Here is a 25897-nt window from a genome sequence, read left to right as displayed (position 1 = left end):
ATGAAAAAGATAGCAATCGTTGGTGCGGGACCTACTGGTATTTATACGTTATTCGCGCTGCTTAAGCATCAAACACCGCTGTCAATTACCCTCTATGAACAAGCCAAAGAAGCCGGGGTTGGTATGCCCTACAGCGACGAAGAAAATTCAAGGATGATGCTGGCAAATATCGCCAGCATTGAAATTCCCCCCATTATCTCGCCCTATATCGACTGGTTACGCCAGCAAAGTGAAGCACATTTAGCGCGTTATGGCGTTGAACATGGCTCACTGCACGTCCGCCAGTTTCTGCCGCGCATTCTTCTTGGTGAATATTTCCGTGACCAGTTTTTACAACTTGTCAGCCTGGCGGAAAGACAGGGGTTTAATATCAAAGTGAATGAATCCAGCCTGGTAAACGACATCCAGGCAACAGCAGAGGGCATTGTTGTTTGCACTGAGCAGGCTGCACCTGAACTATTTGACCTCGCCGTCATAGCAACGGGGCACGTTTGGCCTGATGAGGAGACGCTAACTCGCACCTTTTTTCCCAGCCCGTGGACCGGTCTGATGGATGCAGAAATCCCGGCATGCCAGATAGGGATAATGGGCACGTCTTTGAGCGCTCTTGATGCGGCAATGGCTGTCGTGGCGCAGCATGGCAGATTTGTGTCCTATAACGGGCAGCATATTCGCTTCGAAAAAGATGACAAAAGTCGGGATCTGCACATTGTACTCATGTCCCGCTCTGGCATTTTACCGGAAGCCGATTTTTACTGCCCTATCCCCTATGAACCGCTGTGTTTTGTTACCGGGCAAGCACTGGAAAAACAGATAGCCGACGGCTCAGAAGGCCTGCTCGACCGGGTCTTTGCGCTGATAGTAAAAGAAATTGAACATACTGACCCTGTATGGAGCCAACAGATCGCTCTGTCATCGCTTAATGCGGACAGTTTTACGCAGGCCTGGTTTGCCGCACGCAAAAAACACGACCCTTTTCAGTGGGCCGAAACTAACCTTGAAGAAGTTGAGCGTAATAAGCGTGACCGACGAACTGTCGCCTGGCGCTACACTATTCTTCGCTTGCATGAGGCCGTGCAGGAGATTGTTCCCTCGCTCAATGAGAAGGACAGAAAACGCTTCAACAACGGACTTGCGCGCGTCTTTATCGATAATTATGCCGCCATCCCCTCACAGTCAATTCGCAGATTACTGGCACTGCGTGAAGCCGGGATAGTGAGTATTCTCGCCCTCGGCCCGGATTACCAGCTGGAGCAACAAGGTGCAGCAACCGTAATCTCCGCTAACGATAAGGCGTATAAATTTGACGTGTTTATCGACGCCAGAGGACAAAAACCACTAAAAACAAAAGATCTGCCATTTCCGACGTTACGAAAACAGCTTCAGTCCACAGGCGAGGAATTACCGGAAGTCGGTGAAGACTACACCTTGCAGGCACCGGATATTGTTCGTGGTCGTATTGCACTTGCCGCCATTCCCTGGCTGATGCACGATCAACCGTTCGTACAAGGTCTTACTGCCTGCGCGGAAATAGGCGACTGTATTGCGAAAGCTATTGTGCAACCGGCAGTCCGTTTTCGTCGACGTTTGCCGTTCTATGAGACATGACTAAAACACACTGCTATTACCATCAAAAGAAGCATTATCGCGAGGTGGTAAGCAGGTATAGTTGTCTCCACCATCTTCTTTATCACAGAGATCTGATCTTATGTCCGCTTCTGTTCCCCTCTTTGCTGCTGGCAGTTTACGGCCGGCATTAACCCCGCTGATAAGCCATTTCACCCGCCTGAGCGGAATAGATTTCACTGTTGAATATGGCCCGGCAGGTTTATTGCGGGAGCGAATTGAGGCCGGTGAACCGTGCGCACTTTTTGCTTCGGCAAATCGAGCACATCCCCAACAGTTACTGTCCAGTCGTAAAGCCGTATCCGTACAGACGTTTAGCCGTAATCAACTGAGTCTTACCACCGCTCGTCCCGGCGAATGGCTGGATTTGCTGCGTGACCCCACCCTGCGTATCGGTACATCAACCCCCGGATGCGATCCCTGTGGCGATTATACCTGGGCCTTTTTCGAGAAGCTGGATTTGCTTGAAGCGGGTCTTGGGCAACAACTGCGCGAACGCGCCACTGCGCTGGTTGGAGGTCGCGACAGTCTCAACGTGCCAAAAGGCGAACTGGCCAGCGCATGGGTTATTCGTCAGGGATTTGCCGATCTGTTCATTGGTTACGCGCACTATGCGAAAACGCTGTGTGGGCAGCCCGATGTCCGTTGTGTTGCAATCCCGCCAGAACACAACGTTCAGTGCGAATATCAGCTTGCCATTCTCGACGCGTCTAAGGAGGTCATGGCGTTGGTTGAATTTATTCTCACCAGCGGCGGTCAGGAATTTTTAACCGCCGCCGGATTTTTACCCCTCAGCGATGGATCGCAAGCAGGGGCGCAATAAACGGCGTCGGATGATTTTCCAGGCTGAATTTTCGCAGCGGCAATCCATAAGCCCTGTACAGATTATCTTCCGTCACAACGCTGTCTGTAGGACCGGCAAGCCATTTCCCCTGCGGTAACAGCAACAGCGTATGGGTTGCTATTTGCAGTGCATGCAGCGGATCGTGAGTGGAAAAGAGAATACAGCATCCTTGTCGATGGGCCAGATCGCTGATGAGTTGCAACACTACCTGCTGATTGGCTAAATCCAGTGCGGAACAGGGTTCATCAAGCAACAACGTCTGGCAATCGGTTACCAGTGCCCTCGCGATCATCACCAGCTGTTGCTGCCCACCGGAGAGCGAGCTAAACGAACACGCAGCAAGATGCGCAATGTTTAACTGTTCCAGCGCCTCAGCCGCCCGTTGCTTGTCCTGATGACGGGGTTGGGCAAACAGCTTCACATGTTGTACTCGCCCCATAAGCACGACATCACTCACCGTATAGGGAAATGGTAGATGGGAATGCTGAGCGACAATCCCGGTTCCACCTTCACTTTCTATACTTCCACCAAGCGCAGGCAACGTACCGGTTAACGTGTCCAGCAGAGTGCTTTTCCCCAACCCATTACGCCCCAGTACGGCCCATATATCACCTTTCTCACAACGAAATGTGAGTGGCTCAAATAACGGCGTTTGGTAACCATATGCCAGGTGATCAACATACAGAACCGCAGATTTCATCGTTTTCCCCGACGACTGGACTGAATTAACAAAAAGGCAAATAGCGGCGCACCGAGCAATGCGGTAATGATCCCCAGAGGTATTTCCGCCGACATCAAGGTACGCGCAATATCATCTACCGCAATCATAAAACCGCCCCCCAACCAGAAGGCGCAGGGAAGTAATCGACGATGATCGACACCCACCAGCAGTCGCGCCAGATGCGGAATAACCAGCCCAACCCAGGCAATGCTGCCGCTGACAGATACCTGTGCCGCGACTAAAAACGCGCAGCAGACCAGCACACTGCGTCGCAGAGGAATCACCGCCACGCCGAGCGCTTTAGCGTCTTTATCATTGAGTGATAACAGGTTTATCCGCCAGCGCAACTGGTACAAAATTGTCGCCGCGATACTGACCGGAACGGTCAGCATCAGCACTTTATGCCAGTTGGCCGTCGCAAAACTACCCAGTAGCCAGAACACAATATTAGGCAATGTTTCTTCGGTATCGGCCTGATATTGAATCAGACTCACCAGTGCCGCAAAAAAACCACTCAAAATGATACCTGACAGGATCAGAACAAGCGTATTCTCCAGTCCCTGGAGCGCGGCAATGGCGTACACCAGGATTAAGGCTGCCAGACCGAAGAAGAACGTTGAGCCCATCATCAGCCACGGATCCAGCCCGAGCAGAATAGCCAGCGTGCCGCCAAAAGCTGAACCGGAAGTTACCCCAATAATATGTGGGTCAACCAACGGGTTATGAAACACCCCTTGCAAGGTGGCGCCACACAGCCCAAGGGCTCCCCCCGCTAACAATGCCATCAGAATACGCGGAAGTCTGACAGTCCAGATGACCTGATTTGCAATGCCCTGAGTGTCGGAATAATGGCTAAGCTGATAAAACACATCGCCCAATGACAATGGATAATGTCCAAGACACAGCGAGCCCACTCCCAGCAACAGCACAGCCGTTATGAGGATCGGTTGCCAGGATAAAATGCGCTTACTTACCAGCATCAGGCTGCCAGTTCACACGATAAAAACGTTGGTAGTACTCCTGCGCCTGCGCATCAACATTCACGTTTTTATAGGCATCCGGGTAGAGTTTTTTTGCCATCCATAACTCACCAATCGCCAGTGCTTCCGGCATCGGATATCCCCAGGCTTTAGCGTATTCAGGCATCAGCCAGACACGATGGTTTTTCACCGCATCAATTCCCTGCCAGTTGGGATCGTTTTGGATCTCAGCCACCACCTGCGGATAGCGATCCTGAACAAAAATGACCTGCGGGTTCCACTGTAATACCTGCTCAAGCGAAACCTGCCGCGCCCCTTTAACACTCGCAGCCGCAACGTTTAGCCCGCCAGCGTGCTGCATCATCAGCCCGGTGTACTTCCCGGAACCATAGGTCATGAGATCGGGGTTAGCCATATAGATACGGACTTTTTGCGCTTCAGGAATATTAGCGACCGGTGCATTAAATTTTTCCCTCGCCGCAAAAACGTAGTTAATCAGCGATTCAGCCTGGGATTTGCGCCCAACCACATCAGCAATCAGCCGAATGCCCTGCTTTAACCCTTCGTTATAGACCTGTTCCTCGTCGGCCATTGTCGGGTTCATTTTGTTCTGTTGCCCGTCAATATCCTGGCGTAACGAGATAGCCACCACCGGAATACCGGCATTCTGGATCTGCTGGATCATCTCCGCTGGCGCATAGTTGGCAACGAACACCACCTGCGGATGAATCGCCAGCAAACTTTCAATATTCACGCTGGTGAGATCGCCAGGCGTTGGCAATGAGGTAATCGTTGGCATAAAGCGGGCAAACTCAGGGCCAAGCTGTTTTTTCCAGCTCGACATGACACCAACAATTGACTGTTGAGCATCCAACTGAACCAGAATATTCAGCGTCTGGTGTTGCAGCACAACCACCTTATCGACGAGGTCTGGTAACGTGACCTGACGGCCTAGCTGATCGGTGACACTGCGGTCTGCCTGCGCGGAAAACGCAAACAACAGGCTGGCACAAACCAGCACAAAAGAACGAAGAGTTAACATAGATACCATCTGGAAAGGGAAAAACGATATGCATTAAATTATATAACGATGTGACTGGCAACCCATTATCTATAAATCGAGCCATTCAAAAGATGAAGATCAATTTATGACGTGAAACAGGCAGGATCGTGTTACGTCACGCTGGACTTAACGGCGATAAAAGAAAAGCCGACGGCAATCACTACCGTCGGCCTGCGTGCGTACTGCGCGTCAGATATTACGATTTAATGGCCATTTTGATGATATCTAACGCTTTGGCGAACTGATCTTGCGGAATAGTCAGCGGATAGAGGAAGCGGATCACGTTGCCGTATTGACCGCAGGTTAACAGCAGTAACCCCTGCTCAAGCGCTTTCTTCTGCACACGTTGCGCGACGGCAGCGCTTGGCTCCTTCGTTGTTGCATCACAAAATTCAGCAGCAATCATTGAGCCTAATCCGCGTACTTCGGCCAACTCCGGACACCCTGCACGAGCATCGTTCAGGGCCGCACGCAGTTGCTCACCAAGTGCTTCTGCACGCTGGCACAGTTGTTCATCATGAATAATATCAAGCACCGCGTGGGCCGCTGCCACAGCCAACGGGTTTCCGGCATAGGTGCCGCCCAAACCACCCGGCGCTGGTGCGTCCATAATCTCGGCCTTACCGACCACACCTGACAGCGGCATACCACCAGCAAGACTTTTCGCCATGGTCATCAGGTCAGCTTTATGATCGTAGTGATCCATAGCGAACAACTCACCCGTACGGGCAAAACCACTTTGCACCTCATCGGCAATCATCACAATGCCGTGCTCATCACAGATGCGGCGGATAGATGCGACAAATTCAGGCGGAGCTACAACAAATCCCCCTTCGCCCTGCACGGGTTCGAAAATAATCGCCGCCACCTGGCTGGGGTCAATGTCAGCTTTAAACAGCCGCTCAATTGCTTTCACCGAATCTGCAGTGGAAATACCCTGTAGTTCAGAAGGATAAGGCGCATGGTAAACAGATCCAGGGAACGGACCGAATCCTTTTTTATACGGCGCGACCTTACCGGTAAGCGCCATGGTCATGTATGTGCGTCCGTGAAAACCGCCGCCAAAGGCGATAACACCCGGCCGACCTGTGTGTGCGCGGGCAATTTTAACCGCGTTTTCTACCGCCTCTGCTCCGGTAGTAAAGAATGTGGTTTTACGCGGCCCATCAACAGGCGCAACTGCATTGATTTTCTCAGCCAGAGAAACATAGCTCTCGTACGGGACTATCTGGTATGCCGTGTGAGTAAAAGCCTGAAGCTGAGCCTCGACTGCCTGCACCATACGAGGATGACGGTGTCCGGTATTCAGCACGGCAATTCCGGCAGCGAAATCAATATATTGATTGCCTTCGATATCGGTAATTGTGCTGTTTTCCGCTGACTGAGCGAAAAAATCACACATCACACCTACGCCACGCGGGGTGGCATCCAAACGACGTTGTTGCAGGTTTTTATTGTTCATTATCTACACCTTGTCCATAAACATATCCGGGTTGAATTACCCTTTAAATTTAGACGCCATCTGGTACTTTAATCGAGAGCCAAATCGTTTTATTTTAAGGATCCAAATGCGTTCACTTGCCGGAGATGTGATCAAGCAAGCATTTAGCCAGCAGACTGACGAAAAGCTTCATCGTCGTCTGTATGCCGCCATCTGCAGTTGTATTCTTGAAGGTAACCTGAAACCAGCAACCCGCATGCCCCCTTCGCGGGATCTGGCTAGTGAGCTGGCGCTATCTCGCAACACCGTATTACGGGTATATGAGCAGTTACAGGCCGAGGGGTATATTTCTGCACGCACCAGCAGCGGGACGTTTGTTACTGACAGCGTACTGGATAATCTCAACCTGCGCACCGACAGGGAACCCACCTCACCCGCGCAAGAAGACCACACCAGCTTATCAGCCCGTTGTCTTGAACTGCTGGGTTACGCCAGCGCGAGCCCCCGACAGTGGGGACCTTTTATCCCAGGCGTACCTGACGTGCAGTATTTTCCTTACCGCACGCTCAAAAAGATTCAGGACCGGCTGGCAAGACGGTTGCGCCCGGAGTTTCTTACCTACGATGCTACAGGCGGCGTAAGTGAGCTGAAAGAGGCGCTGGCCGATTACCTGCGCACCGCGCGCGGCGTCAGATGCTCTCCCGAACAGATACTGATCACCGAAGGCATTCATCAGGCGTTGGATCTGGTGACCCGCACTCTGTGTGACCCAGGTGATAACGTCTGGATTGAAGAACCTGGCTACTGGGGAATAAAAAACATTCTGCGTATCAACGCTGTTAACTTTTCGGCGATCCCCGTTGATGAACAAGGTATGGTTCCGCCAGGAGAATCAGAGGTTGCGCCGAAACTGATTTTTGTGACACCGTCACACCAATATCCCCTCGGTTCGGTAATGAGCCTCAGCCGGCGGCGGCAGCTCCTCTTTCGGGCGCGTGAAACACGAAGCTGGATAGTGGAAGATGATTACGACAGTGAGTTTCGCTTCTCGGGTCAGCCCATTCCGTCATTACAGGGACTGGAGGAAGAGAGTCCGGTCATTTACATCGGTACGTTCAGCAAAACACTTTATCCCGCACTCCGACTCGGTTATGTCGTCCTGCCCAGGGCACTCGCTACCCCACTGAAGAAAGTTCACACTGACCTCTATCGCGGTGGTCATCTTCTGATTCAGGCCGCGCTGGCTGAGTTTATTAAAGAGGGTTACTACGCGGCCCATATCCGCAAAATGCGTCAGCTCTACAGCCGCCGTCGCCATATGCTGGTTGAACTGATCACCAGGATGCTCGGTGAACATTATCTGGGCTCCTTCAACAGTAACGCCGGGCTGCATCTGATTTTACAGTTGCCAGCCGATAGCGATGACGTTGCCATTGCACGGTTGGCAAATGCCGAAGGTTTGTTGGTTCGGCCGCTGTCGCGGTATTACATCAGTGAAGAGAAACGCCGCGGTCTGTTGCTGGGATTTGCCAGCATTGAAGAACATGAGATGGCATCGGCGTTTTCCAGACTGGCCGGGATTATTAAAGCCCATAGTTGACGAACGTCGGATTTGTACGCCGGATGAGGTTTGCCCCCCCATCCGGCGTTCTGCTAGTGTGTGGCTTTTTTAAGTCCGGCCAGATCCTCCTGTGTTATCTCGCCATTACCTTCGCCCCAGCTTTTACGCACATAGTTGATAACGTCGCGCATTTCACCCTTAGTCATCATTCCCTCATACGCTGGCATTTTGAAGGAGACATTTCCCCGCGTCGTGGGTGTTTCCGCCCCCTGCGAAATCACTCTGTACAGCGGGGTCGGATCGTCAATCATGACCAGCGGGTTTTTGATCAAAGAAGGCACATTATCATCCGTTCCTTTGCCTTCCAGGCCGTGACAGGTTGAGCAATAGCGGTTATAGACAACCTTGCCCGCTTCAGGCGAATTTGACCACATAGCCGTCGGGCGCGTCGGGGCAGCCTTATCGCGCTTCAGACTCAGCAAATACTGCGCTATCGCTGCAGCGTCATCATCCGTCAGATACTGAGTACTCTGACTCACAACCTCCGCCATTGATCCTGAAACCGCGGCATGTTTGCTTTTTCCAGTCAGTAACAGCGACGTTAATTCCTGCTCTGACAAGGCGGTCCCTTTCAGTGATGGTGCGTACCAGCCGTCGATCATCGCGCCGCTCAGGTATTCATCATCGCTACTGGTGTACGCTTTTTCCTGCATCGCTATCCCCCTTGGGGTATGACACGAACCGCAGTGACCAGGCCCTTCAACCAGATAAGCCCCCCGATTGACCAGCTCAGTATTTACATCCGTTTTTTTGCTCTCAGGTGCATCGGTAAACAACCAGTTCCAGATATGCAGCGGCCATCGGGCCGAGAGGAGCCAGGGGATGGCGTTCTCTTTATTGGGTTCTGCAGATGAGGTGACATCATGCATAAAATAGGTGTACAGCGCCTGAACATCCTCACCGGAAAGCTTAGCATAAGACGGATAAGGCATCGCCGGATAAAGTGGATGACCGTCTTTGGCAATACCCTGGCGCACCGCTTTTTCAAACTCGTCGTAAGAGTAGTTGCCAATACCGTGGGTCTTGTCGGGGGTAATATTCGTCGAATAAATATCACCAACGGGCGTGGGAAACTTTTTGCCCCCCGCCATCGCCGCTCCGCCCTCAGCGGTGTGACATGCCACACAGTCAGAAATTCGCGCGATGTACTCACCGTTAGATTCAGCAGCAGAGACACCGACGCTAAATAAACAAGCGATAAGAAAGGTTACGTTACGCATAGATCACCCCATATCCTTGAGTTCGTTGACCGCACGCCATGCCTGATCGATCGCAGCATGCGCATAAGCACTCCAGTCAGAATCCGAGTTAGCAATGGCAATTCGACCGACTGGTTTACGCGCCCGGTCAATAATCTCGGGCATTTTGTCCATATCATCGAACAGCGACGTGGGGTAATACGCATAACCATGCGCCCAACGGTTAACCGTAATGGCTGAAATATCCCGTTGATTATCAAAACCCGTAGAACCAAACATCTCCTGCAACTGGGCGCGAATCATTTCTTCATGCGCCGCAAACGTGGTACCAAGTAACCATGCCCGCCCCAGGCGGAACTGTTCCCTGGCTGACAGATTACTGCCCGGATAAGTAGGCACATAGACCATATGAATAACCATTGGATCGTCCGGTGTCGCCGGATGCTGGTAACCTCCGATACTAACCGGATAGTCGAGCTTCACCCGGCTGTAAGGCGCAGCGGGAGAGTAAAACTCATGCACACCAAGCTGCTTAAACGCATTCCAGTTCTTGACCACCACGTTGGTGTACACAAGCGGTGCTTTTACGTTCAGTTTGAGGTCTGCTTTTTGCTGTTCCGGCGTTTCAGGCACAATGTATGGGATCATCATGTTATAGCCCGCCATGATGGCATTCTTACCGCGAACGCGATGCATCTTGCCATCACGTAACCAGGTTATGGCAACGCCGTCCGGCACGTTCGCCGCGTTGATCACGGTACTGTTCAGGCGCAGACGGGTTGTATTTTCCGGCTGGTCCAGCTTTTCGTAATGCAGCCTTGCGAGGACTGAATCTTCCATTGAATTGCCTGGCAGCGCGTCGGGCAGCAGGTGTCTGACCAGTAGTCGCGCCAGACCGGCATTGCCGTCCGGGAAATGATAGACATATGGCTCTTCGAGATCGGCCAGCGACTCCCCGTCCAGTGGCGGTAACCCTAATGCCTCCATACCAGGTAGTGCGCAGGCTCTGGCATCACTGCAGGAAATTCCCTCGATACCAATAGCAAAGAAATCATTGGAACGCTGCTGAAAATAGAGCAGCGCCATTTTGCTCAATCCGACTTTTGTTGCAAGGAATTCACTGTAGCTGTGGGCATCCATCCAGTCGCTTTTTTCGTCCACCGTCATGCCCTGAAGATAATCGACCGGGCGCACATGCAGGTCGATGAGCGCCTTTCGGTCACTTTCACTTAATGGAAAGTCGTTGATAAACGCTTCGATATTTCGCCCATTAAGTCTGTCCGGTGGAATATCATCGGAGACGGCCCGCCCCGGATCGCCGCTGACTATTTTGGTCTCACCAAAATTCTTTTTGTCGAAAAATACGCCGCGACTAAGTTGCCAGTCAGGGTAGAAATTCACGTCAAAACTGTCTTTCAGACGCGTAGCACTAACGCCAACTGTCTCCATCAGTTTTTGGACCACGGGGCTAAAATTGTGCGCTGGTGACTGAAATGACTCGCTGCCGCCATAGCCAAGAAGTTTTTTGCCCGTGGAATTAAATTCGTTACGTTTGGCGTGCCCGCCAAAATCATCATGGTTGTCGAGGATAAGGATCCTGCTGCTCTGCCCGGCGAGTTCACGCCAGAAGCACGCGGCAGCCAGTCCGCTAATGCCGCCGCCGACGATAACCAGATCGTACTCCTCCTCGATGGGGAGAGCGTTTAAGTCAAAACGTTTATGCTCACGGCCCAATGCATGAGCCATCTCGAACGAACCTGGATGATTACCCCGCAGACCCGTCAACGCAGGCGGATAATAACTTCCATTAATGAATTCGTTGCCATTTCCTGCCGCCCTGACCAGGTCCAGAGGAGTCAGTCCCGCAGCGATAGTGACCGCCACGCCGTTGAGAAAATCACGTCTGGTTATTGCCATTAACTTTGTCCTTTTGCCACTTGCACACTGCCCTAAAAAAATCAGAGTCTCCCCCTCTTTTTTGAGGGAGAGACAATCGACTACTTCACTGGCTTCAGTTCTTCATCCAGTTTTTTCGAATCATAATAATCACCCTGCCAGGTGATTTTTCCTGCTTTAACATGAATATAGCTGACACCTTCAAATTTGATCGGATTATTTGTTGCCGGACTTCCGGTCCATTCACCGCTGTTTTTGCCAGAAAATTCCCACCGGAAAGCGACGGTATCCTCGTCATAAACGGGCTTACCAATCATTTTCCAGGTTAAATCAGGAACCGCTTTTATAAATGCCCCGATGACCTCTTTCTCGGCGTTTTCTCTGCCGTTTACCGGCTCACCCGCCGCTGCATCGTAATAAACCACGTCATTTGCCAGGTACTGTGCAGCAAGTGGCGCATTGTGCGCATTCCATGCCGCCATATACTCTTTCACAGTACTCAGCGAGGTACTTGCCGCCATGCTCAGGCCCGAGAACATCACCAGTGAAAGCACAGCTATTTTCAATGTTTTCATCATATTACCTGCTATTCAGAAATATCGGTCATGATATGTTTCACACGGGTATATTCATCGAGAGAATAAGAAGAGAGATCTTTTCCGTAACCCGACTTTTTGAAGCCGCCGTGTGGCATTTCAGCACACAGCGGAATATGGCTGTTAATCCACACCGTGCCAAAATCAAGATCGATGCTGAAGCGTTGCGCGCGACCATGGTTGCTGGTCCAGACGCTGGCAGCCAGGCCGTATTCAACATCATTGGCCTTGTCCAGCGCCTCTTCGTCAGTTGAGAACGACTGAATGGCCATCACCGGGCCAAACACTTCGTGTTGGATGGCTTCATCATGCTGATGCAGGCCAGAGATGATGGTCGGTTCAAAGTAGAAACCCGGCCCTGCTCCTGCTCTTCCACCCGTTTCAACTTTTGCATGTGCTGGCAGACGTGCAATAAAGCCTTTTACCTGCTCAAGCTGATTTCGGCTGTTCAGCGCGCCATACAGAGCCTCCTGGTCTTCAGGAGGGCCAAATTTTATCTGCTTTGTTTTTTGGATCAGTTTTTCCAGAAACGCAGGGTAGATGGACTGTTCCACCAGAATACGCGTGGCGGCCGTGCAATCCTGACCGGCATTGAAAAAGCCCGCCGTGGTGATCGCGTCAATAGCCTTGTCTATGTTCGCATCGGCAAAAACGACGGCAGGTGCTTTTCCGCCAAGTTCCAAATGGGCTTTAGTCAGGTTTGCAGCCGCAGATGCCGCGACCTGCAAACCCGCACGGACGGAACCGGTAATAGAAACCAGTGAAGCCGTTGGGTTAGAAACCACCAGCGAACCAGTATTGGCTTTTCCCAATACCACGTTAAATGCTCCTTTCGGGAACAGTGGTGCAGCCAGTTCCGCCAGCAGCAACGTACTGACCGGGGTGGTATCACTCGGTTTTAGTACTACTGTGTTACCCGCCGCCAGCGCCGGAGCAATCTTCCACACCGCCATCATAAACGGGTAATTCCACGGTGTGACTTGCCCGACAATACCCAGCGGTTCACGACGAATAGTAGAGGTAAAACCGGTGGAATATTCTCCGGCGGCCTTTCCCTCAAGACAGCGTGCTGCACCGGCGAAAAAGCGAATTGCATCGCATGAAGCGGCTATTTCCTCTTTCTCAATAAAATGCAGCAGTTGACCAGTTTCCTGGCTTTGCGCCCTCGCCAGACGTTCTACGTTTCGTTCTATTTCATCAGCCAGCGCCAGAAGCGCTTTTTGCCGCTGCGCGGGCGTCGATTTTTTCCAGATACTAAACGCCGCTGCCGCCGCCGAGTAAGCAAGATCCACCTCAACCGCAATGCCGTTGGGAGATAATGCGTACGTTTCACCATCAACCGGACTCACCAGTTCAAAGGTTTCATCTGTGCTACCCGCGACATATTGCCCGTTAATAAAGTGCTTCAGGGTTTTCATGCGTGTCTCCTGCCAGTTAATACATAAAGAATCTTATGTAATATATATATTGTAAAACTTTTTCAAATGCGCAACATTGACACTATGATAAGCCTCGCATTTTTAACTTATATTTTACATTTACAAGTGAGAGGCAATTCATCATCAGTTAACGCTATCGGAACACACATCCGTCTGTGCAATGGCATCACGCGCGGGCATGTAAAATAACGCGACCATTCTGACCTTCCTTGCCTGACGGGCTTGTGTTAGAAATGGTCGTTGTTTCAGGGAATTGAGTGCAGAAAAGATTATGATTACTCATGCGGTCATATTTGCGCCTATCGGGCAGGTCAGTCGTTCTGACCAGATAGTGCAGCGCCTTTCGAACGCCATTATTACGGGATTACTGGAGCCAAAAGAGCAGCTCCCAAACGAAACCGATCTGGCAAAGATGATGGGTGTCTCACATATCACAATCAGAGAAGCACTAAACACGCTTCGGGCTAATAATCTTATCCATACGATTCGTGGTCGCAATGGCGGGAGTTTTGTTTGCGAAAACATCGACGGCAAAAATAGCGCCCTGCATCCGTTCAAATCGATCAGTACAGATTACCTTTCCGATTTAGGGGAAATGCATTGCGCTATTATTAGCCACAGCGCAAGACTCGCTTCCAGGCGTATGACCGGTGCCGATATCTCTAAATTTCGCGAGTTTGTCGAGGTGTTAAGAAAAGCGGATTCGCCAGAATTAATGACACAGGCCGATATGCGTTGCCTGCTGGCAATAGCAGCTAGTTCTCATTCGGCGCGGCTGGCCAATCAGGAATTGCAGGTACAGGCTGAATGGGCCTCACTGGTTGCCATACTTTATCGCTCTGGCAATATTCATGCAGAAATTATTGCGTTCTATTCGGCGCTGGCCGACGCGCTGGCTGCCCATAACGAGGTGGAATCCGTACAGTTCGCCACGCAGATTATCGACACATTTACCTATTACCTTATAGAAAAAAAGCTGAAATATAATTCGAATTAACAATCAGTGAAGGCAGGACAGACAATGACCTCTTCGACATCCTTAAGCGCATTAATCCGTAAAATTGATGATATTACTGCTTCTACCGTAGATTCTACCGTTGCGCTGGCGAGGAGTATCCATGAGGCTATTGCCGGTGTGCAAAAAGGCTCAGCGGAGGTGGTCCTCGACCCTGCTGTAAGAGCAACCGTTCAGCGGCACATTAAACGTACACTCAATGACAATCACTATTGCTCCGGTGCCGGATTCGCCAGCCATATTGAGAGCACGCCGACAACGAGAGAGTACTGGCATCTGGAATGGTGGTATAAAAAAGATAATGGTTTGAGTCAGGCAAATCTGGATTTGGATCAGGCCACACAGCAGCGGCTTGATTTCAGAACGTTCGAGTGGTTTAAACACTCCCCACCAGCCGGCGAAGCTTATATTCACGGCCCGTATGTCGATTATATTTGCAACATCTCTTACACACTGACGTCAGCTGTACCCGTCTACTTCAATGATCAGTTTCTTGGTGTCGCCGCCGTCGATCTGCTGGTCAGCCAGATTGAAGCTGAATTGCTTTCCTGCCCCCAGCCTGATTATGTGATTCTGACGAATCTGGAAAACAGAATTATTTTCTCCAGTTGGCCGCGTTATCGCGTAGGTGAATTGTTGTCGCCGACGAACACCACCCTTGTTTATCAGAGCGACTACTTTATCCTTTATCACTATCAAAACTAAGGGCCCGAAGGCCCTTGTTTTCAGTTGTCCTGCCCCATAGTTAGCTTGTTTGCGTAGGCAATAGCATCATTTTCAGGCGCAGCGGAGCGACCGAACGGACGGGTCAGGAACATATAGACCAGCCCTGAGCCCACGACAATCGCCAGACCAAACAACACCGTCCAACGATCAATGAAGTCGCTGCTGTCGGCAGGCTGCGCCAGCAGCCAGATACCACACAGCCCATAGGCTAACGCCAGCACGTTGACGAGAGTCCCCCAACCACCTATGGTCCACTCACCCGCTGGTTTCCAGCCCTTCAGACGCTGACGCAACGCGGCCAGCACCACCATCTGGAACGAAATGTAAATACCGATGACGGCAAACGCGGTAATGCGCGACAGATTATCCGGCTGAAAATAAACCCAGATACAAATGATCACCGGCAGTAAGCAGCTAACAACCATGGCATTATCCGGTACGCCGTTTTTGGAAATTTTTGCCATCCACTCGCTTCCCGGTAGCATTTTGTCACGGGAGAAGGAAAAGATGAGGCGGCTCAGCGCAGCCTGAAGGGACAGAATGCACGACAACATGGCTATAATCGCCACGACAATAAAGATTGTTGCGCCCGTTTCCCCCAGAGCCTCATTAAGGATAGCCGGGATCGGATCGGCCGTTTTACCGTTAACAATGCTGACCAGGTTTGGTGAAGCAAGCAGATAGCCCATCACAGAGATGATGGCGGAGATCGCGCCAAACACGATGCTCAAAATCATAGCTACCGGGATTTTTTTGCTTGGGTTCTTCACCTCCTCCGCGACGTTACCGCATGCCTCGAAGCCAAAGAACATAAACAAGCCCATCAGCGCGGCTGACATAAATGCGGTGGAATAACTTCCGTCCTGAGCAAGTACGCCCATCGAATCAAAGATGACCGAGAACGGTTGTGAGCGATGAAAGATCAGCAGATATATTCCCAGCGCAATAACGCTGACAATTTCACACCAGAAACCAATTTTGGCGACGCGGGCAAGATTCTTCGTCCCTGACATATTCACCGCCATCATCAAAAACAGCAGCACGACAGATGTCAGCAGCATAGTGGCGGGCGTTTGACCATAGTGGAACAGAGACTCTACAAAAGTCGAAGTGTATTCAGCGATTGACGTTATGGTGACAACCAACGCCCAAAGGTAAATCCACGCCGCGATCCATGCATACTTTTTCCCCCATAACCTTCTGGCCCAGGGATACAGTCCACCGGTAATAGGATACTGGGATGCCACTTCACCAAATACCAATGCCACCAGAAGCTGTCCGCACGCGACGATCAAAATCCACCATACCGCGGGTGGCCCAGCCAGAGTCACTGCCAGAGCAAACAGAGAATAAACAGCAGTAAGTGGCGACAGGTAGGTAAAACCCAACGCAAAGTTAGAGATAAGTCCGATCGACCGGTTGAACTGTTCTTTGCCATCTTTATGAAAAATATCGTTTTTCTTATCAGGTGTCTGTTCCATATATCTTTCTCTTTTGTGGAATAGTCGCAGGGGTGAACGATTAATGTATAAAAGATATTAAGTTATATGTATAGTGATTTTGTCACATATTTGTTAAATAAAATCGTATGATTTCCACTAATGAGAGAAGACACAGCGCACCGTTAAGCGGCATCTGAACTGAAAAAACGCAAGAATCGCTGCTGTTAAGCAACATATTTGCAATATAATAGGGCGATGTTTAACGCCAAACCTGAACAGGTGAATGATGGAAATTGATCTCGATAATCTGGTCTTTGATGGACTGGAAGAAGCGCAAGAGCGTAATGCTGAACGTCTGGAAGATGCTGACAAAAAAGCGCAGGAAATTATTGCTGATAATGACTGCGGCGACGCCTGCAAGATCTAATCTCTGAACCGGCGTAATGCCGGTTTTTTTATATTCGGTTCATCCTGCCCGCGCCAAATCAAATGGCACAATGTTTCAACCCGTTGCGCGAATACTGCAGTGTGCTGTTACGATCTGAATTGCCATCCGGCAGCGACGTTGCACACCTCATTCCAATACATCTCGCGCGTCAGGCGAAGTTCAGCGTGTTGTTTTATCACGGAACCACTCCGGATCAATATTGGCGATATCCACCCCATACAGGCTGGCGACAGGAAGAACAGACTCCACAACACGCTGAAGATTAAACTCTGCACCATATTGTGGGGTCAGTGGACGCCGTTTTATTACGTTCAGCCAAAGCTGTTTCAGCCCTTTCATCTTCTCCGCCTCCTCTGTATGTCGGATGCGTTTTATTCCAGCGCACTCTCGCCTAAAAATAAAATGCGAATTATTGCCAAGGTTTTGCACAATTTTGCATTCCACTCGCTCATTGCATTTACCCGTTATTAACACCTCCGTCACTAATATCTTTTTGTATATAGATAAGAATTTTTTCATATTTGGTGACAACCCTAAGTTATGGGAGCGTAAAAAGCACAAACCAATAACTACAGGGATTTCATAAAATGATGGCAACGAAAATTCACAGCGCTAAAAAAACTCTGCTGGCTCTCAGCGCACTGCTGGCATCGGGTGTTACCGCCACGCAGGCTCAGGCCGACCAGTTGGCAGATATTAAAGCCGCAGGTGTGGTAAAAGTCGCGACATTCGACGCTAACCCGCCGTTTGGCTCAGTCGATGCGAAAAGTCACAAAATTGTCGGATACGACGTTGATTTTGCCGAAGCGCTGGCCAAATCCCTCGGTGTTAAACTTGAACTGGTAGCGACCAATCCGGCAAACCGTATCCCGCTATTGCAATCCGGGAAGGCGGATTTAATCGTGGCGGATATCACGATTACCCCTGAACGGGCACAGGTTATCGATTTCTCCGTCCCCTACTTTGTCACCGGCCAGCAATTTCTCGTTCCGGCAAAGTCTCCGGACAAACTTGATGATTACAGCCGCGCCAGAATTGGTGCGGTGAAAGGCACCACGGGTGAGCAGGCGTTGCATCAGCGATTCCCGCAGTCGCGGGTGCTGGCCTATGACGATATTCCGCTGGCATTAACTGCACTGCGTAACGGTAATGTCCAGGCAATCACGCAGGACAGCACTATTCTGGCGGGTTTATTGAGCGGCGCGCCGGATAAAGCGGATTTCAAAATCCTGCCCGACCTGCTGAGCAAAGAAGAGATCGGCGTTGGGGTGAAAAAAGGCGAATCAGCGCTGTTAAAAGCGGTAAATGATGAGCTACTTAAACTCGAATCTGACGGTCAGGCAGCCAAAATCTATGACGTCTGGTTTGGCCCTGAAACCAAAAACCCACAGCCGCGCGCCTTTAAAATAGAAGCGAAGTAATATGCTCTCAGGTCTGTTTCCTCGTTCCGCAGCTCCCGCTGCGGATTTTACACATTTGCGCCAGGCTCGCGTTGAACTGCGCAATGTCGTTAAACAATATGACGCGCACACCGTTTTGAACGGTGTCAGTCTGTCCGTTGAGCCCGGTGAAGTGGTCACCATCCTTGGCCCCTCAGGATCAGGCAAATCCACGCTGATTCGCCTGATTAATCAGCTTGAGTCACTCAGCGGCGGCGATATCTACATTGATAACAAACCGATTGGTCAGCTTCGCGGAGCGGCATTACGTCAGTTACGCAGTCGTATTGGTTTCGTGTTCCAGCAATTCAATCTGTATGCCCATCTGACGGCACAGCAAAACATCACGCTGGCACTGGAATATGTTCACGGATGGAACAAAGCGGACGCAGAACACCGCGCGCTTGAACTGCTGGATCAGGTCGGGCTGAGAGAGAAAGCTGATGCGTATGCCGCCCAGCTTTCCGGCGGGCAGCAGCAACGTGTTGCTATCGCCCGCGCTCTGGCCTCCTCACCACAAATTATCCTTTTTGATGAACCCACCTCTGCGCTGGATCCTGAGATGATCGGAGAAGTATTACAGGTGATGAAAAATCTAGCACACAGCGGTATCACCATGATCGTCGTTACCCATGAAATGCATTTCGCCAGAGAGATTGCTGACCGGGTGGTCTTTATTGATGGCGGCGATATTCTGGAAGTGGCACCGCCAGAAGATTTTTTCACCCGTCCACAGCACCCCAGAACCCAGCGTTTCCTGAAAAAAGTGCTCGACCCGTTACATCAGGAGTCACCGTTATAATGCATGCAATGGACTGGCAGGGAGTGCTGAGCGGGCAACCTCTGCAATGGATAATTTCAGGTTTTCTGACCACGCTATGGGTCACAGTGGCAGGTATTGTACTCGCCACACTGCTGGCTATTTTGTTGCTCAGCCTGCGTCTTACGGGCAACCGCTTTGGCATCGGTGTGGTTAACGTATGGGTTTCAGTTTTTCGCAATACACCGTTACTTGTGCAACTGATGTTCTGGTATTTCGCCGCATGGAATCTGCTACCCAGGGGAGTTATTACGTTCGTCAATGCAGAGCATGGCTGGTCCATTCTGCCAGGAGACGTCTGGTGGCTAACACCTGAATTTATCTGTTCTGCCTGGGGCCTGGGGGTCTTTACTTCTGCCTTTCTGGTTGAGGAAATCGCATCAGGTTTACAGGCCGTGTCTGATGGGCAGCGAGAGGCCGCCATTGCACAGGGCTTTTCATCATGGGCCACTTTGCGTCACATACTGCTTCCTCAGGGGCTGGTGAACGCCTGGCAACCGATCGTTGGGCAATATCTCAACCTGATGAAGCTCTCTTCGCTAGCCAGTGGTATCGGTTTTGCCGAGCTGACCTACCAGGTGCGACAAGTTGAAAGCTATAACGCGCACGCGCTGGAAGCATTTGCCGTCGGTACCGCGCTCTATCTGCTGACCGGCATTGCGTTGGGTATGTTGTTAACGCGTCTTGGCCCGGCCCCTGTGTCAGCCAGGGCATTTGCCAGAAAAACGCGCGTATTCAGTCTCAGGAGTCCACAGCATGATCGCTAATATTTCGGTCATTACCGACAATCTGGACTATCTCCTGTGGGGACGCATAGCGGACGGTCAACCGGGTGGCGTTCTGCTTACACTATTGATGGCAATTGGCGCGGCAATTCTGGCCCTTCCTGCGGGAATAATACTGGCCTGCTGTGCCTGGCGTTTTCCGGGAGTGGTTCGCAAAGGACTGTTTATCTGGGCGGAGTTCATTCGCGGTATTCCGTTGATCTTTGTGATCTTCTGGATGTGGTATCTGCTGCCAATGCTGAGCGGAAGCGATCTTCCTGGTGCTGTTACCGTCACGCTGGCTCTGGCCTGGTTTACCGCAGCCTCAGTGATGCACTCAGTTTATGCCGGGATAAATGCACTCCCTGCAGGGCAATATGATGCAGCGGTGGTTCAGGGTTTTCGCCCGTTTCAGGCATTATGGCTCATCATGTTGCCGCAGGTGCTGCGGAACATTCTGCCTTCACTAACAGGGATATTTATTGGCTTGCTGAAGGATACGTCGCTGGCGTTTATCGTTAACGTTCCTGAACTGACAACGGTAGCCGGTCAGGTTAACAGTCGGGTGCAAATTTACCCGGCAGCGATTTTTATCTTCACCGGGCTGGTCTATTATCTGTTGTGTTTTGGGCTGGAGAAAATTACCCGGCGTCGGTTTGCCTTGAGATAATCCTACGGCTCAACAAGCTACAAACTGGTGATCTTCGTTGAGCCTGTATTTCACGCCCGCCCGGATATTGTTTTCCCCCTCAATGGCAACCGCAAAGCGCATTCTTTCGCCGTCATGATAGGCTAACGCCGCGCATCCGCCAGGGCCGAGAATGATCGAATCGACAACACCGGTGCTGGCAATAACAGCATTTTCGCCGCAGGCATTAATATGGATGTTGTCAGCACAATTTACTATTTTCGACTCTGCGCCAAAACTGGCGATCTGCGTCAAATCGCCGCTACTGGCAATACGACTTCTGTCACCCAGAGAACTGATACGTACACGCATGCCGGTACTTGCGATGCGCGTGCCATCACCGACACTGCTGATACGTGAGGAATTTCCCGCGATTGCTACCCTGGCACGATCCCCGGAGCTACCGATGTGCGCGTTATATCCGACGCTGCCAATACGTGCGCTGTGTCCGGCACTGGCAATCTGCGCGGCATATCCGGCACTGGCGATTTTGACGTTATCGCCCGCACAGCTAAAGTTGGTGCTATCCACGGCACTCGCCAGTTGCCTGCCGTTTTCACCTGCTGTTTGCGCACCAGCAATACTCTCCATGGCGCAAATATCCTGTTGAACAAAACTCTCCTCACCCAGCCATTTTGACCAGGCGTACTCCACAAGGCTGTTTGCCCAATCAATATACCCCTCCCGCAGGAGAGCGCGATGCACATCTGCATAGCTCCCCCCCTCGGGAAAAGCGCGTAAAAACCAACGATACATTACGGACCCAACGCGCCAGGCCCGTAAGTCACTGCGAGTAATCATCATCTCTTAATGCCGGTGATAGCCATCGACCATACATTTGAAGGTTTCGCCCGGTGTGCGCCCCGTGGTACAGAGATAAAGATGTCCAAAAATAAAAAATAGACTGACAATCGCCAGGGCAAAGTGTGCCTGTAGCAACCAGTAACGCACGCCAGGGAATACATCGCCCACCACCTGTGGGTAGAGCGATAACAGACCCGATATCAGCAACAGCGGCAACAAGCCATACATCACGCCGACATAAGCAGCCTGTTGTAATGGATTGAATTTTGAACGCGTAGATGCAGGAAACGGGTGTGACTCACCTTGCATAATGCCAAACAGATAAAACCGCGTCTGTCTTAGCGCCCTTCCGACCCAGCCCTGACGTTTGATAATATAATGATGTCCGTTCCCCCCTATCAGGTTGATCAGCACAAAACCAATCCAGCAGGCGAGCAGCAAAAAGCCGCAAACTTCATGTACGGTCAGTAAGCTTTTCATCACCGATGCGCTGACCGCAGAGAAATGGTTCACCAGACCGCTGACAAGCAGCAGCAGAAATAACAGCGCATTCGACCAGTGCCACAACCTGACGGCCTTCGAGTATAAATACACCTTTTCGCCATGCCCGGCTGATGCTTTATTGGCTGAACGGAAGCGCAGCATGGCGTGTAGCGCAAGTACCAGCCACATCCCCACCAGCATTAATCCCGCGATCACCAACCAGACAGGCCAGTAGTCCGGCGAAAACATGGGGACATACTGCGCTAGTTGTGCGTGAAACTGCTCAGCATTCTGCGACGCGTTCATACATTTTCCTTCTTAATCAAATGTTGACCGAACCGACGATACAGATGGGGTTTCCCGGCGCCTGAAAGTTGATATTCGTAATACTTGTTTTCCCGTAACCATGTCTGAATTTCCGGACTGTCTTCGCGACCAAAGATCAGCGCATGCTCCGGACAAGAGTTAACACAGATCGGTGGGAAACCTTTCGCCAGACGAGATTCGGCGCAGAAGTCGCATTTATCCGCCACTTTGGTCTGCGGGTTGAGATAACGCACCTGGTACGGACACGCACCAATACAATAGCTACATCCAATGCAGCGAGAAGCGTCTACGCGCACAATCCCATTCTCATCACGCCAGGAAGCCCCGGTCGGACATACCTCAATGCACGGCGCATCGTCACAGTGCTGACAGGACTGGCGGAAGTAGTGATACAGCGTTTCGTTGTCGTTATCCGATACCGGAATATGGGCTATCGATAAACGGCTCCCCTGAGCGGGAACATGATTCGTTTTCCTGCACGCACGAGCGCAAATATTACATCCGTTGCACAATGATTCATCATGGATCATAACGTAACGAACATCTTTGGTTGCCTTGGTACTCGCTAACAGGTTTTGACCTGGGCCGGTGAAAAAAATCACCGTCCCCATGCCAATGACAAATTTTCGTCGGGTGAAGGACATCGGGTTATCCTCTAATACTGTGACAGTGATCGTCCACACATTCCATGACATCAACCTGAAGAATTCAGGGGTTCTGATACTGCTCAACTTCAAGCCATTCGCACAAGCCGTACGCTTTGCCGTAACTCATAAAGCGCTCGCTGAACAGGTAAGGTTCCGCATTCGACGATTCCACAGTGCGTATGTCTGCGTAATCAGGATGCGTTTCCATTGCCGTGAGCGCTGCGGCGACCTGCTGAGGCTCGAAGTGATAAGGTGGCTGTTCCAGCATGGCGACCTTATAAGGGCGAGGATACGTTCGACAGTCAAAACGTACCGCTTCGGCGATCGCGCGGCAGATATCGTTTTCAACCACCTGCACACACATGCTGGCGTAGTTTTCTGCCATGGTTTGCGTCGAGTAGAAATACGTATCTTCAGCCCCCTGCACACTGGCAATATCCGCCCCGGACTCATGCTGACGCATCGTGTCCAGAAGCGCCGCCAGGTCGGTTTCTGGAACCGAGTAAGGCGGCAGCAAAAAGAGATTGCGAGCCACCAGTTGACCCGCTGCGGAGTGCTGGCGAATAAAATCCGCCACAATTGACTCCGGGGTAGCGGGCTCCAGGATCTGCGGCGCATTCCTGTGTTCTACAGGCTGATGTAACGCATGCAGCCACTGTCTCTTTTGGCTGTCGACCTCGTCAGGAAGCGCACCAGACGCTTCCTCAACAGGCACCAGAACGTTGCTCACGTTAGTCATCTCACGTTCCTTACGCCGGCAGCAGATCCTGCGCAGCCAGATCGGCTGCCACATCTTCAAGACCGAGTCGATTCAGGGTTTCGCGAGTTGGGCATCCCAGTTCCGGATCCCAGCCCATTTCCTGATAGAACATCGTAAGTGACTGGCGCATATCCTCTCTGTCCATCTTGTCCGTCCCTTCTGTGAAGACCGGAATCTTAGGATCTTTATCGAATACCCAGGAGCAGATGAGATCGTGTTCATTGCGCATATCTTTGGTTTGCATCAGTTTTACCGTATAAGCACGATGCAGGGTAAAGATACGCTCCGCAGCTAAATCCAGACTCGCCTGCGTCGTTTCATCACCAGTTACGGCCTGGAAGAACTTCGCCTCCAGATCCAGATCCCCACGATAGTTTCGACTTTTCTGAGGTGAAACCGTCATTGGCCAGACCCAGTTGCACAGCGTCACGGCGTTATGCAAGCAGACCTTAAGCAGCGTCCATTTGGCATATTTGATTTTGGCCGCATTGATGGGTGTGTAGTTTTTGGTTTCGTCGTAGGCATCTTGCGAACCGAACAGTTCGCCCGCCACTTCCCGTTGTAATTTCAGTGGCAAACCAGAACCAATGAAGTTGATATGGGTGTGCGCCATACAGTCGCGGTTAAACATACAGTTGGTAATCGCCCCCACCTGTGCCGAGGCTTCGTTGGCATGGTGAACAGGAAAGCCAAACGGCGACCACAGTTTGTTTTTGGCATATCCCCAGTACTCTTCACCCAAATTCCAGCGTTCAGCAATGGCGTAAGAGCCATCTGCGAGGTGGCTGAGTTCACCGACGCGATGCGCCAGGCGGTAGTAGAAATCTTTAATAAAGTTAGGATCGCCCGCTTCCAGCTGATCCCAGCGGATCTCCGCATACTCTTCAGCCGGGAGTACGCGCTTAAAGACGCCTTTGGAGTAGCAGTACGTAAAGTCGCGATGCAGTTGTCCGTAGTTACACCAAATGCCGTAATCATCAAACAGGTTCAGGCCAATCAGATTCCCCACCACACGTCCATCGTCTTTATCGTCAAAGTCTTTAGGGCCGTTCGGGAAAATGGTGGTGTGCACAAAGTTCGCCACACAGGTGTTACCGCCGGTACTCGGTACGCCAAAGTCTTTAACTCGCGGGACATTGAGCTGAGACATACAGCGAATTGGGCATGAATGGCACCCGCTCATTTTGACCGTGTATTTTTCAGCCGCAGGGCCGAGATCGAATACGGATTTATAGGTACGGAAGCCAACGGTATTCTGGTTGCCAGGGGGAATTTCACCCGTTTCGATAGGTCCACCTTCCGCTGCGCCCCAGAACAGTCCTTTACGCGCCGTCCAGCGTGAGTTTGGTGAGGAGTATTCTGCCCATGCCTGCGGGGTACTCGGCACAACGTGGTTATTGTTAGCACCAATAAGCTCGGTCATCATATAGTCATTCAGCCGCTTCATCTCTTTGCGATCGGCAATGTTGACCCCTTTTGTCCCTTCGACCGCAATAGCCTTCAGGTTCTTCGACCCCATCACTGCACCAGTTCCGGCACCACCACTATGGTTACGGCTGTTGATCATGCAGGAGAGCGGAACCAGGTTCTCACCCGCCTGGCCGATAGCGGTGACGCAGGTTTCCGGGCTGGTTACGCGACAGATTTCTTCGGTCGTTGCACGCGTGCCCTTGCCCCACAGAAAATCGGCTTTTTCGATGCTCACCTTGTCATCTTTAATATTGATCCAGACAGGTGATGGCGACTTTCCTTCAATAATAATGGCGTCATAGCCGGCAAATTTCATTTGCGCAGCGAAGAATCCGCCCATATGGGCATCAACCACTAAATTACCTTTTGTGAAGGTCGATAAGGAGGTGATATTGACGCGGGAACTACAAGGCGCACCAGAACCAGTTAGTGGTCCGGTGGCAAAAACCAGTTTATTACCTTCATCAAAAGGTTTGGTACCTGGCGGGACCTCGTCGTACATGATTTTATAACCAAAGCCCATCCCACCGACAAATTTTTTAAATTTACTGGAATCTTCAACGGTGATATTCCCCGTAGTGAGATTGACCCGTAAAATATTACCCGTCCAACCATTAGCCATCATATATTCCTTTGCA

25 protein-coding genes are annotated in these 25897 nt (G+C 51.2%); 10 read left to right on the top strand and 15 right to left on the bottom strand.

Features of this window, described 5'->3' with window-relative positions:
- Positions 1-1608, top strand: a complete 1608-nt coding sequence (locus OGY01_RS22905; RefSeq protein WP_286493810.1) for an FAD-NAD(P)-binding protein — start codon at positions 1-3, stop codon at positions 1606-1608.
- A gap of 100 nt (positions 1609-1708) precedes the next feature.
- The gene (locus OGY01_RS22900; RefSeq protein WP_286493782.1) at positions 1709-2449 is read left to right on the top strand and encodes a substrate-binding domain-containing protein; all 741 of its coding nucleotides are present in this window, start codon (positions 1709-1711) and stop codon (positions 2447-2449) included.
- On the opposite strand, the gene OGY01_RS22895 is transcribed toward OGY01_RS22900, so the two are convergent.
- From OGY01_RS22895 to puuE, 4 genes are all read right to left on the bottom strand, one after another.
- Complete coding sequence (locus tag OGY01_RS22895) at positions 2418-3170, bottom strand: ABC transporter ATP-binding protein (RefSeq protein WP_286493781.1); 753 nt, start codon at positions 3168-3170, stop codon at positions 2418-2420. The genes OGY01_RS22900 and OGY01_RS22895 overlap by 32 nt on opposite strands.
- Positions 3167-4171, bottom strand: a complete 1005-nt coding sequence (locus tag OGY01_RS22890; RefSeq protein WP_200011723.1) for a FecCD family ABC transporter permease — start codon at positions 4169-4171, stop codon at positions 3167-3169. Before OGY01_RS22890 ends, OGY01_RS22895 begins: the two co-directional genes overlap by 4 nt.
- The gene (locus OGY01_RS22885; RefSeq protein ID WP_286493779.1) at positions 4158-5213 is read right to left on the bottom strand and encodes an ABC transporter substrate-binding protein; all 1056 of its coding nucleotides are present in this window, start codon (positions 5211-5213) and stop codon (positions 4158-4160) included. Before OGY01_RS22885 ends, OGY01_RS22890 begins: the two co-directional genes overlap by 14 nt.
- A 217-nt stretch (positions 5214-5430) precedes the next feature.
- Positions 5431-6696 carry a 4-aminobutyrate transaminase gene (puuE, locus tag OGY01_RS22880; RefSeq protein WP_045442343.1) on the bottom strand — a complete coding sequence of 422 codons (1266 nt, stop codon included), beginning with the start codon at positions 6694-6696 and terminating at the stop codon, positions 5431-5433.
- Between the two features lie 106 nt (positions 6697-6802).
- Here puuE and pdxR point away from each other — a divergent pair, with 106 nt between their 5' ends.
- Entirely contained in the window at positions 6803-8275 is a 1473-nt protein-coding gene (gene pdxR / locus OGY01_RS22875) for a MocR-like pyridoxine biosynthesis transcription factor PdxR (RefSeq protein ID WP_286493777.1), read from the top strand.
- A gap of 53 nt (positions 8276-8328) precedes the next feature.
- Here the strand turns inward: pdxR and OGY01_RS22870 are convergent, their stop codons facing one another.
- From OGY01_RS22870 to OGY01_RS22855, 4 genes are all read right to left on the bottom strand, one after another.
- Entirely contained in the window at positions 8329-9516 is a 1188-nt protein-coding gene (locus tag OGY01_RS22870) for a c-type cytochrome (RefSeq protein WP_286493775.1), read from the bottom strand.
- 3 nt (positions 9517-9519) lie between these two features.
- Entirely contained in the window at positions 9520-11412 is a 1893-nt protein-coding gene (locus tag OGY01_RS22865; RefSeq protein ID WP_286493773.1) for a flavin monoamine oxidase family protein, read from the bottom strand.
- 80 nt (positions 11413-11492) lie between these two features.
- Positions 11493-11966: an ester cyclase gene (locus tag OGY01_RS22860; RefSeq protein ID WP_353622519.1), complete on the bottom strand. Its 474-nt coding sequence runs from the start codon at positions 11964-11966 to the stop codon at positions 11493-11495.
- Positions 11967-11977: 11 nt separating this feature from the next.
- Entirely contained in the window at positions 11978-13405 is a 1428-nt protein-coding gene (locus OGY01_RS22855; RefSeq protein WP_286493770.1) for an aminobutyraldehyde dehydrogenase, read from the bottom strand.
- 292 nt (positions 13406-13697) lie between these two features.
- On the opposite strand from OGY01_RS22855, the gene OGY01_RS22850 reads away from it, so the two are divergent.
- On the top strand, positions 13698-14423 hold the full coding sequence (locus OGY01_RS22850; RefSeq protein ID WP_353622518.1) for a FadR/GntR family transcriptional regulator: 726 nt from the start codon (positions 13698-13700) through the stop codon (positions 14421-14423).
- Between the two features lie 24 nt (positions 14424-14447).
- Positions 14448-15146 (top strand): cache domain-containing protein, encoded by a 699-nt coding sequence (locus OGY01_RS22845; protein ID WP_286493766.1) that lies wholly within the window; start codon positions 14448-14450, stop codon positions 15144-15146.
- Positions 15147-15166: 20 nt separating this feature from the next.
- On the opposite strand, the gene OGY01_RS22840 is transcribed toward OGY01_RS22845, so the two are convergent.
- A complete protein-coding gene (locus tag OGY01_RS22840; protein WP_286493764.1) occupies positions 15167-16648 on the bottom strand; it encodes an APC family permease in 1482 nt (493 codons plus the stop codon).
- Between the two features lie 247 nt (positions 16649-16895).
- On the opposite strand from OGY01_RS22840, the gene OGY01_RS22835 reads away from it, so the two are divergent.
- The gene (locus tag OGY01_RS22835) at positions 16896-17036 is read left to right on the top strand and encodes a hypothetical protein (RefSeq protein WP_003832695.1); all 141 of its coding nucleotides are present in this window, start codon (positions 16896-16898) and stop codon (positions 17034-17036) included.
- 180 nt (positions 17037-17216) lie between these two features.
- Here the strand turns inward: OGY01_RS22835 and OGY01_RS22830 are convergent, their stop codons facing one another.
- Complete coding sequence (locus OGY01_RS22830) at positions 17217-17396, bottom strand: hypothetical protein (RefSeq protein WP_286493763.1); 180 nt, start codon at positions 17394-17396, stop codon at positions 17217-17219.
- Positions 17397-17644: 248 nt separating this feature from the next.
- On the opposite strand from OGY01_RS22830, the gene OGY01_RS22825 reads away from it, so the two are divergent.
- The 4 genes from OGY01_RS22825 to OGY01_RS22810 are packed head-to-tail and all read left to right on the top strand — an operon-like array spanning position 17645 to position 20750.
- Positions 17645-18478, top strand: coding sequence for an ABC transporter substrate-binding protein (locus tag OGY01_RS22825; protein WP_286493761.1), 834 nt, complete (start codon positions 17645-17647; stop codon positions 18476-18478).
- A 1-nt stretch (position 18479) separates the two neighbouring features.
- Positions 18480-19298 carry an amino acid ABC transporter ATP-binding protein gene (locus OGY01_RS22820; protein WP_286493759.1) on the top strand — a complete coding sequence of 273 codons (819 nt, stop codon included), beginning with the start codon at positions 18480-18482 and terminating at the stop codon, positions 19296-19298.
- The gene (locus OGY01_RS22815) at positions 19298-20083 is read left to right on the top strand and encodes an amino acid ABC transporter permease (RefSeq protein ID WP_045442293.1); all 786 of its coding nucleotides are present in this window, start codon (positions 19298-19300) and stop codon (positions 20081-20083) included. The genes OGY01_RS22820 and OGY01_RS22815 overlap by 1 nt, the downstream gene beginning before the upstream one ends.
- Positions 20073-20750 carry an amino acid ABC transporter permease gene (locus OGY01_RS22810; RefSeq protein WP_045442290.1) on the top strand — a complete coding sequence of 226 codons (678 nt, stop codon included), beginning with the start codon at positions 20073-20075 and terminating at the stop codon, positions 20748-20750. The genes OGY01_RS22815 and OGY01_RS22810 overlap by 11 nt, the downstream gene beginning before the upstream one ends.
- A 9-nt stretch (positions 20751-20759) precedes the next feature.
- Here the strand turns inward: OGY01_RS22810 and ydhT are convergent, their stop codons facing one another.
- From ydhT to OGY01_RS22785, 5 genes are all read right to left on the bottom strand, one after another.
- Complete coding sequence (ydhT, locus tag OGY01_RS22805; RefSeq protein WP_045442287.1) at positions 20760-21572, bottom strand: protein YdhT; 813 nt, start codon at positions 21570-21572, stop codon at positions 20760-20762.
- Between the two features lie 3 nt (positions 21573-21575).
- On the bottom strand, positions 21576-22361 hold the full coding sequence (phsC, locus tag OGY01_RS22800) for a thiosulfate reductase cytochrome B subunit (protein WP_045442284.1): 786 nt from the start codon (positions 22359-22361) through the stop codon (positions 21576-21578).
- Positions 22358-23026 (bottom strand): 4Fe-4S dicluster domain-containing protein, encoded by a 669-nt coding sequence (locus OGY01_RS22795; RefSeq protein WP_045442282.1) that lies wholly within the window; start codon positions 23024-23026, stop codon positions 22358-22360. The genes phsC and OGY01_RS22795 overlap by 4 nt, the downstream gene beginning before the upstream one ends.
- Positions 23027-23090: 64 nt before the next feature.
- Positions 23091-23768 carry a YdhW family putative oxidoreductase system protein gene (locus OGY01_RS22790; protein WP_200011706.1) on the bottom strand — a complete coding sequence of 226 codons (678 nt, stop codon included), beginning with the start codon at positions 23766-23768 and terminating at the stop codon, positions 23091-23093.
- Positions 23769-23778: 10 nt separating this feature from the next.
- The gene (locus OGY01_RS22785) at positions 23779-25881 is read right to left on the bottom strand and encodes an aldehyde ferredoxin oxidoreductase (protein ID WP_286493808.1); all 2103 of its coding nucleotides are present in this window, start codon (positions 25879-25881) and stop codon (positions 23779-23781) included.
- Between the last annotated feature and the right edge of the window lie 16 nt (positions 25882-25897).

Origin of the sequence: Citrobacter sp. Cm038 (assembly GCF_030333105.1) — a bacterium.
GTDB lineage: Bacteria > Pseudomonadota > Gammaproteobacteria > Enterobacterales > Enterobacteriaceae > Citrobacter > Citrobacter murliniae.
Note: the sequence above shows the minus strand (reverse complement) of the source record. Positions and strands in the feature narration are given on the sequence as shown.

Coding starts and splice junctions, on each gene's coding strand:
- puuE (WP_045442343.1), bottom strand. CDS start 6,696: ATGAACAATAAAAACCTGCAACAACGTCGTTTGGATGCCACCCCGCGT.
- OGY01_RS22825 (WP_286493761.1), top strand. CDS start 17,645: ATGATGGCAACGAAAATTCACAGCGCTAAAAAAACTCTGCTGGCTCTC.
- OGY01_RS22815 (WP_045442293.1), top strand. CDS start 19,298: ATGCATGCAATGGACTGGCAGGGAGTGCTGAGCGGGCAACCTCTGCAA.
- OGY01_RS22795 (WP_045442282.1), bottom strand. CDS start 23,026: ATGTCCTTCACCCGACGAAAATTTGTCATTGGCATGGGGACGGTGATT.
- OGY01_RS22890 (WP_200011723.1), bottom strand. CDS start 4,171: ATGCTGGTAAGTAAGCGCATTTTATCCTGGCAACCGATCCTCATAACG.
- OGY01_RS22845 (WP_286493766.1), top strand. CDS start 14,448: ATGACCTCTTCGACATCCTTAAGCGCATTAATCCGTAAAATTGATGAT.
- OGY01_RS22820 (WP_286493759.1), top strand. CDS start 18,480: ATGCTCTCAGGTCTGTTTCCTCGTTCCGCAGCTCCCGCTGCGGATTTT.
- OGY01_RS22835 (WP_003832695.1), top strand. CDS start 16,896: ATGGAAATTGATCTCGATAATCTGGTCTTTGATGGACTGGAAGAAGCG.
- ydhT (WP_045442287.1), bottom strand. CDS start 21,572: ATGATGATTACTCGCAGTGACTTACGGGCCTGGCGCGTTGGGTCCGTA.
- OGY01_RS22865 (WP_286493773.1), bottom strand. CDS start 11,412: ATGGCAATAACCAGACGTGATTTTCTCAACGGCGTGGCGGTCACTATC.
- OGY01_RS22785 (WP_286493808.1), bottom strand. CDS start 25,881: ATGGCTAATGGTTGGACGGGTAATATTTTACGGGTCAATCTCACTACG.
- OGY01_RS22895 (WP_286493781.1), bottom strand. CDS start 3,170: ATGAAATCTGCGGTTCTGTATGTTGATCACCTGGCATATGGTTACCAA.
- OGY01_RS22855 (WP_286493770.1), bottom strand. CDS start 13,405: ATGAAAACCCTGAAGCACTTTATTAACGGGCAATATGTCGCGGGTAGC.
- OGY01_RS22790 (WP_200011706.1), bottom strand. CDS start 23,768: ATGACTAACGTGAGCAACGTTCTGGTGCCTGTTGAGGAAGCGTCTGGT.
- OGY01_RS22885 (WP_286493779.1), bottom strand. CDS start 5,213: ATGTTAACTCTTCGTTCTTTTGTGCTGGTTTGTGCCAGCCTGTTGTTT.
- OGY01_RS22860 (WP_353622519.1), bottom strand. CDS start 11,966: ATGAAAACATTGAAAATAGCTGTGCTTTCACTGGTGATGTTCTCGGGC.
- OGY01_RS22840 (WP_286493764.1), bottom strand. CDS start 16,648: ATGGAACAGACACCTGATAAGAAAAACGATATTTTTCATAAAGATGGC.
- phsC (WP_045442284.1), bottom strand. CDS start 22,361: ATGAACGCGTCGCAGAATGCTGAGCAGTTTCACGCACAACTAGCGCAG.
- OGY01_RS22900 (WP_286493782.1), top strand. CDS start 1,709: ATGTCCGCTTCTGTTCCCCTCTTTGCTGCTGGCAGTTTACGGCCGGCA.
- OGY01_RS22905 (WP_286493810.1), top strand. CDS start 1: ATGAAAAAGATAGCAATCGTTGGTGCGGGACCTACTGGTATTTATACG.
- OGY01_RS22830 (WP_286493763.1), bottom strand. CDS start 17,396: ATGAAAGGGCTGAAACAGCTTTGGCTGAACGTAATAAAACGGCGTCCA.
- OGY01_RS22870 (WP_286493775.1), bottom strand. CDS start 9,516: ATGCGTAACGTAACCTTTCTTATCGCTTGTTTATTTAGCGTCGGTGTC.
- OGY01_RS22810 (WP_045442290.1), top strand. CDS start 20,073: ATGATCGCTAATATTTCGGTCATTACCGACAATCTGGACTATCTCCTG.
- pdxR (WP_286493777.1), top strand. CDS start 6,803: ATGCGTTCACTTGCCGGAGATGTGATCAAGCAAGCATTTAGCCAGCAG.
- OGY01_RS22850 (WP_353622518.1), top strand. CDS start 13,698: ATGATTACTCATGCGGTCATATTTGCGCCTATCGGGCAGGTCAGTCGT.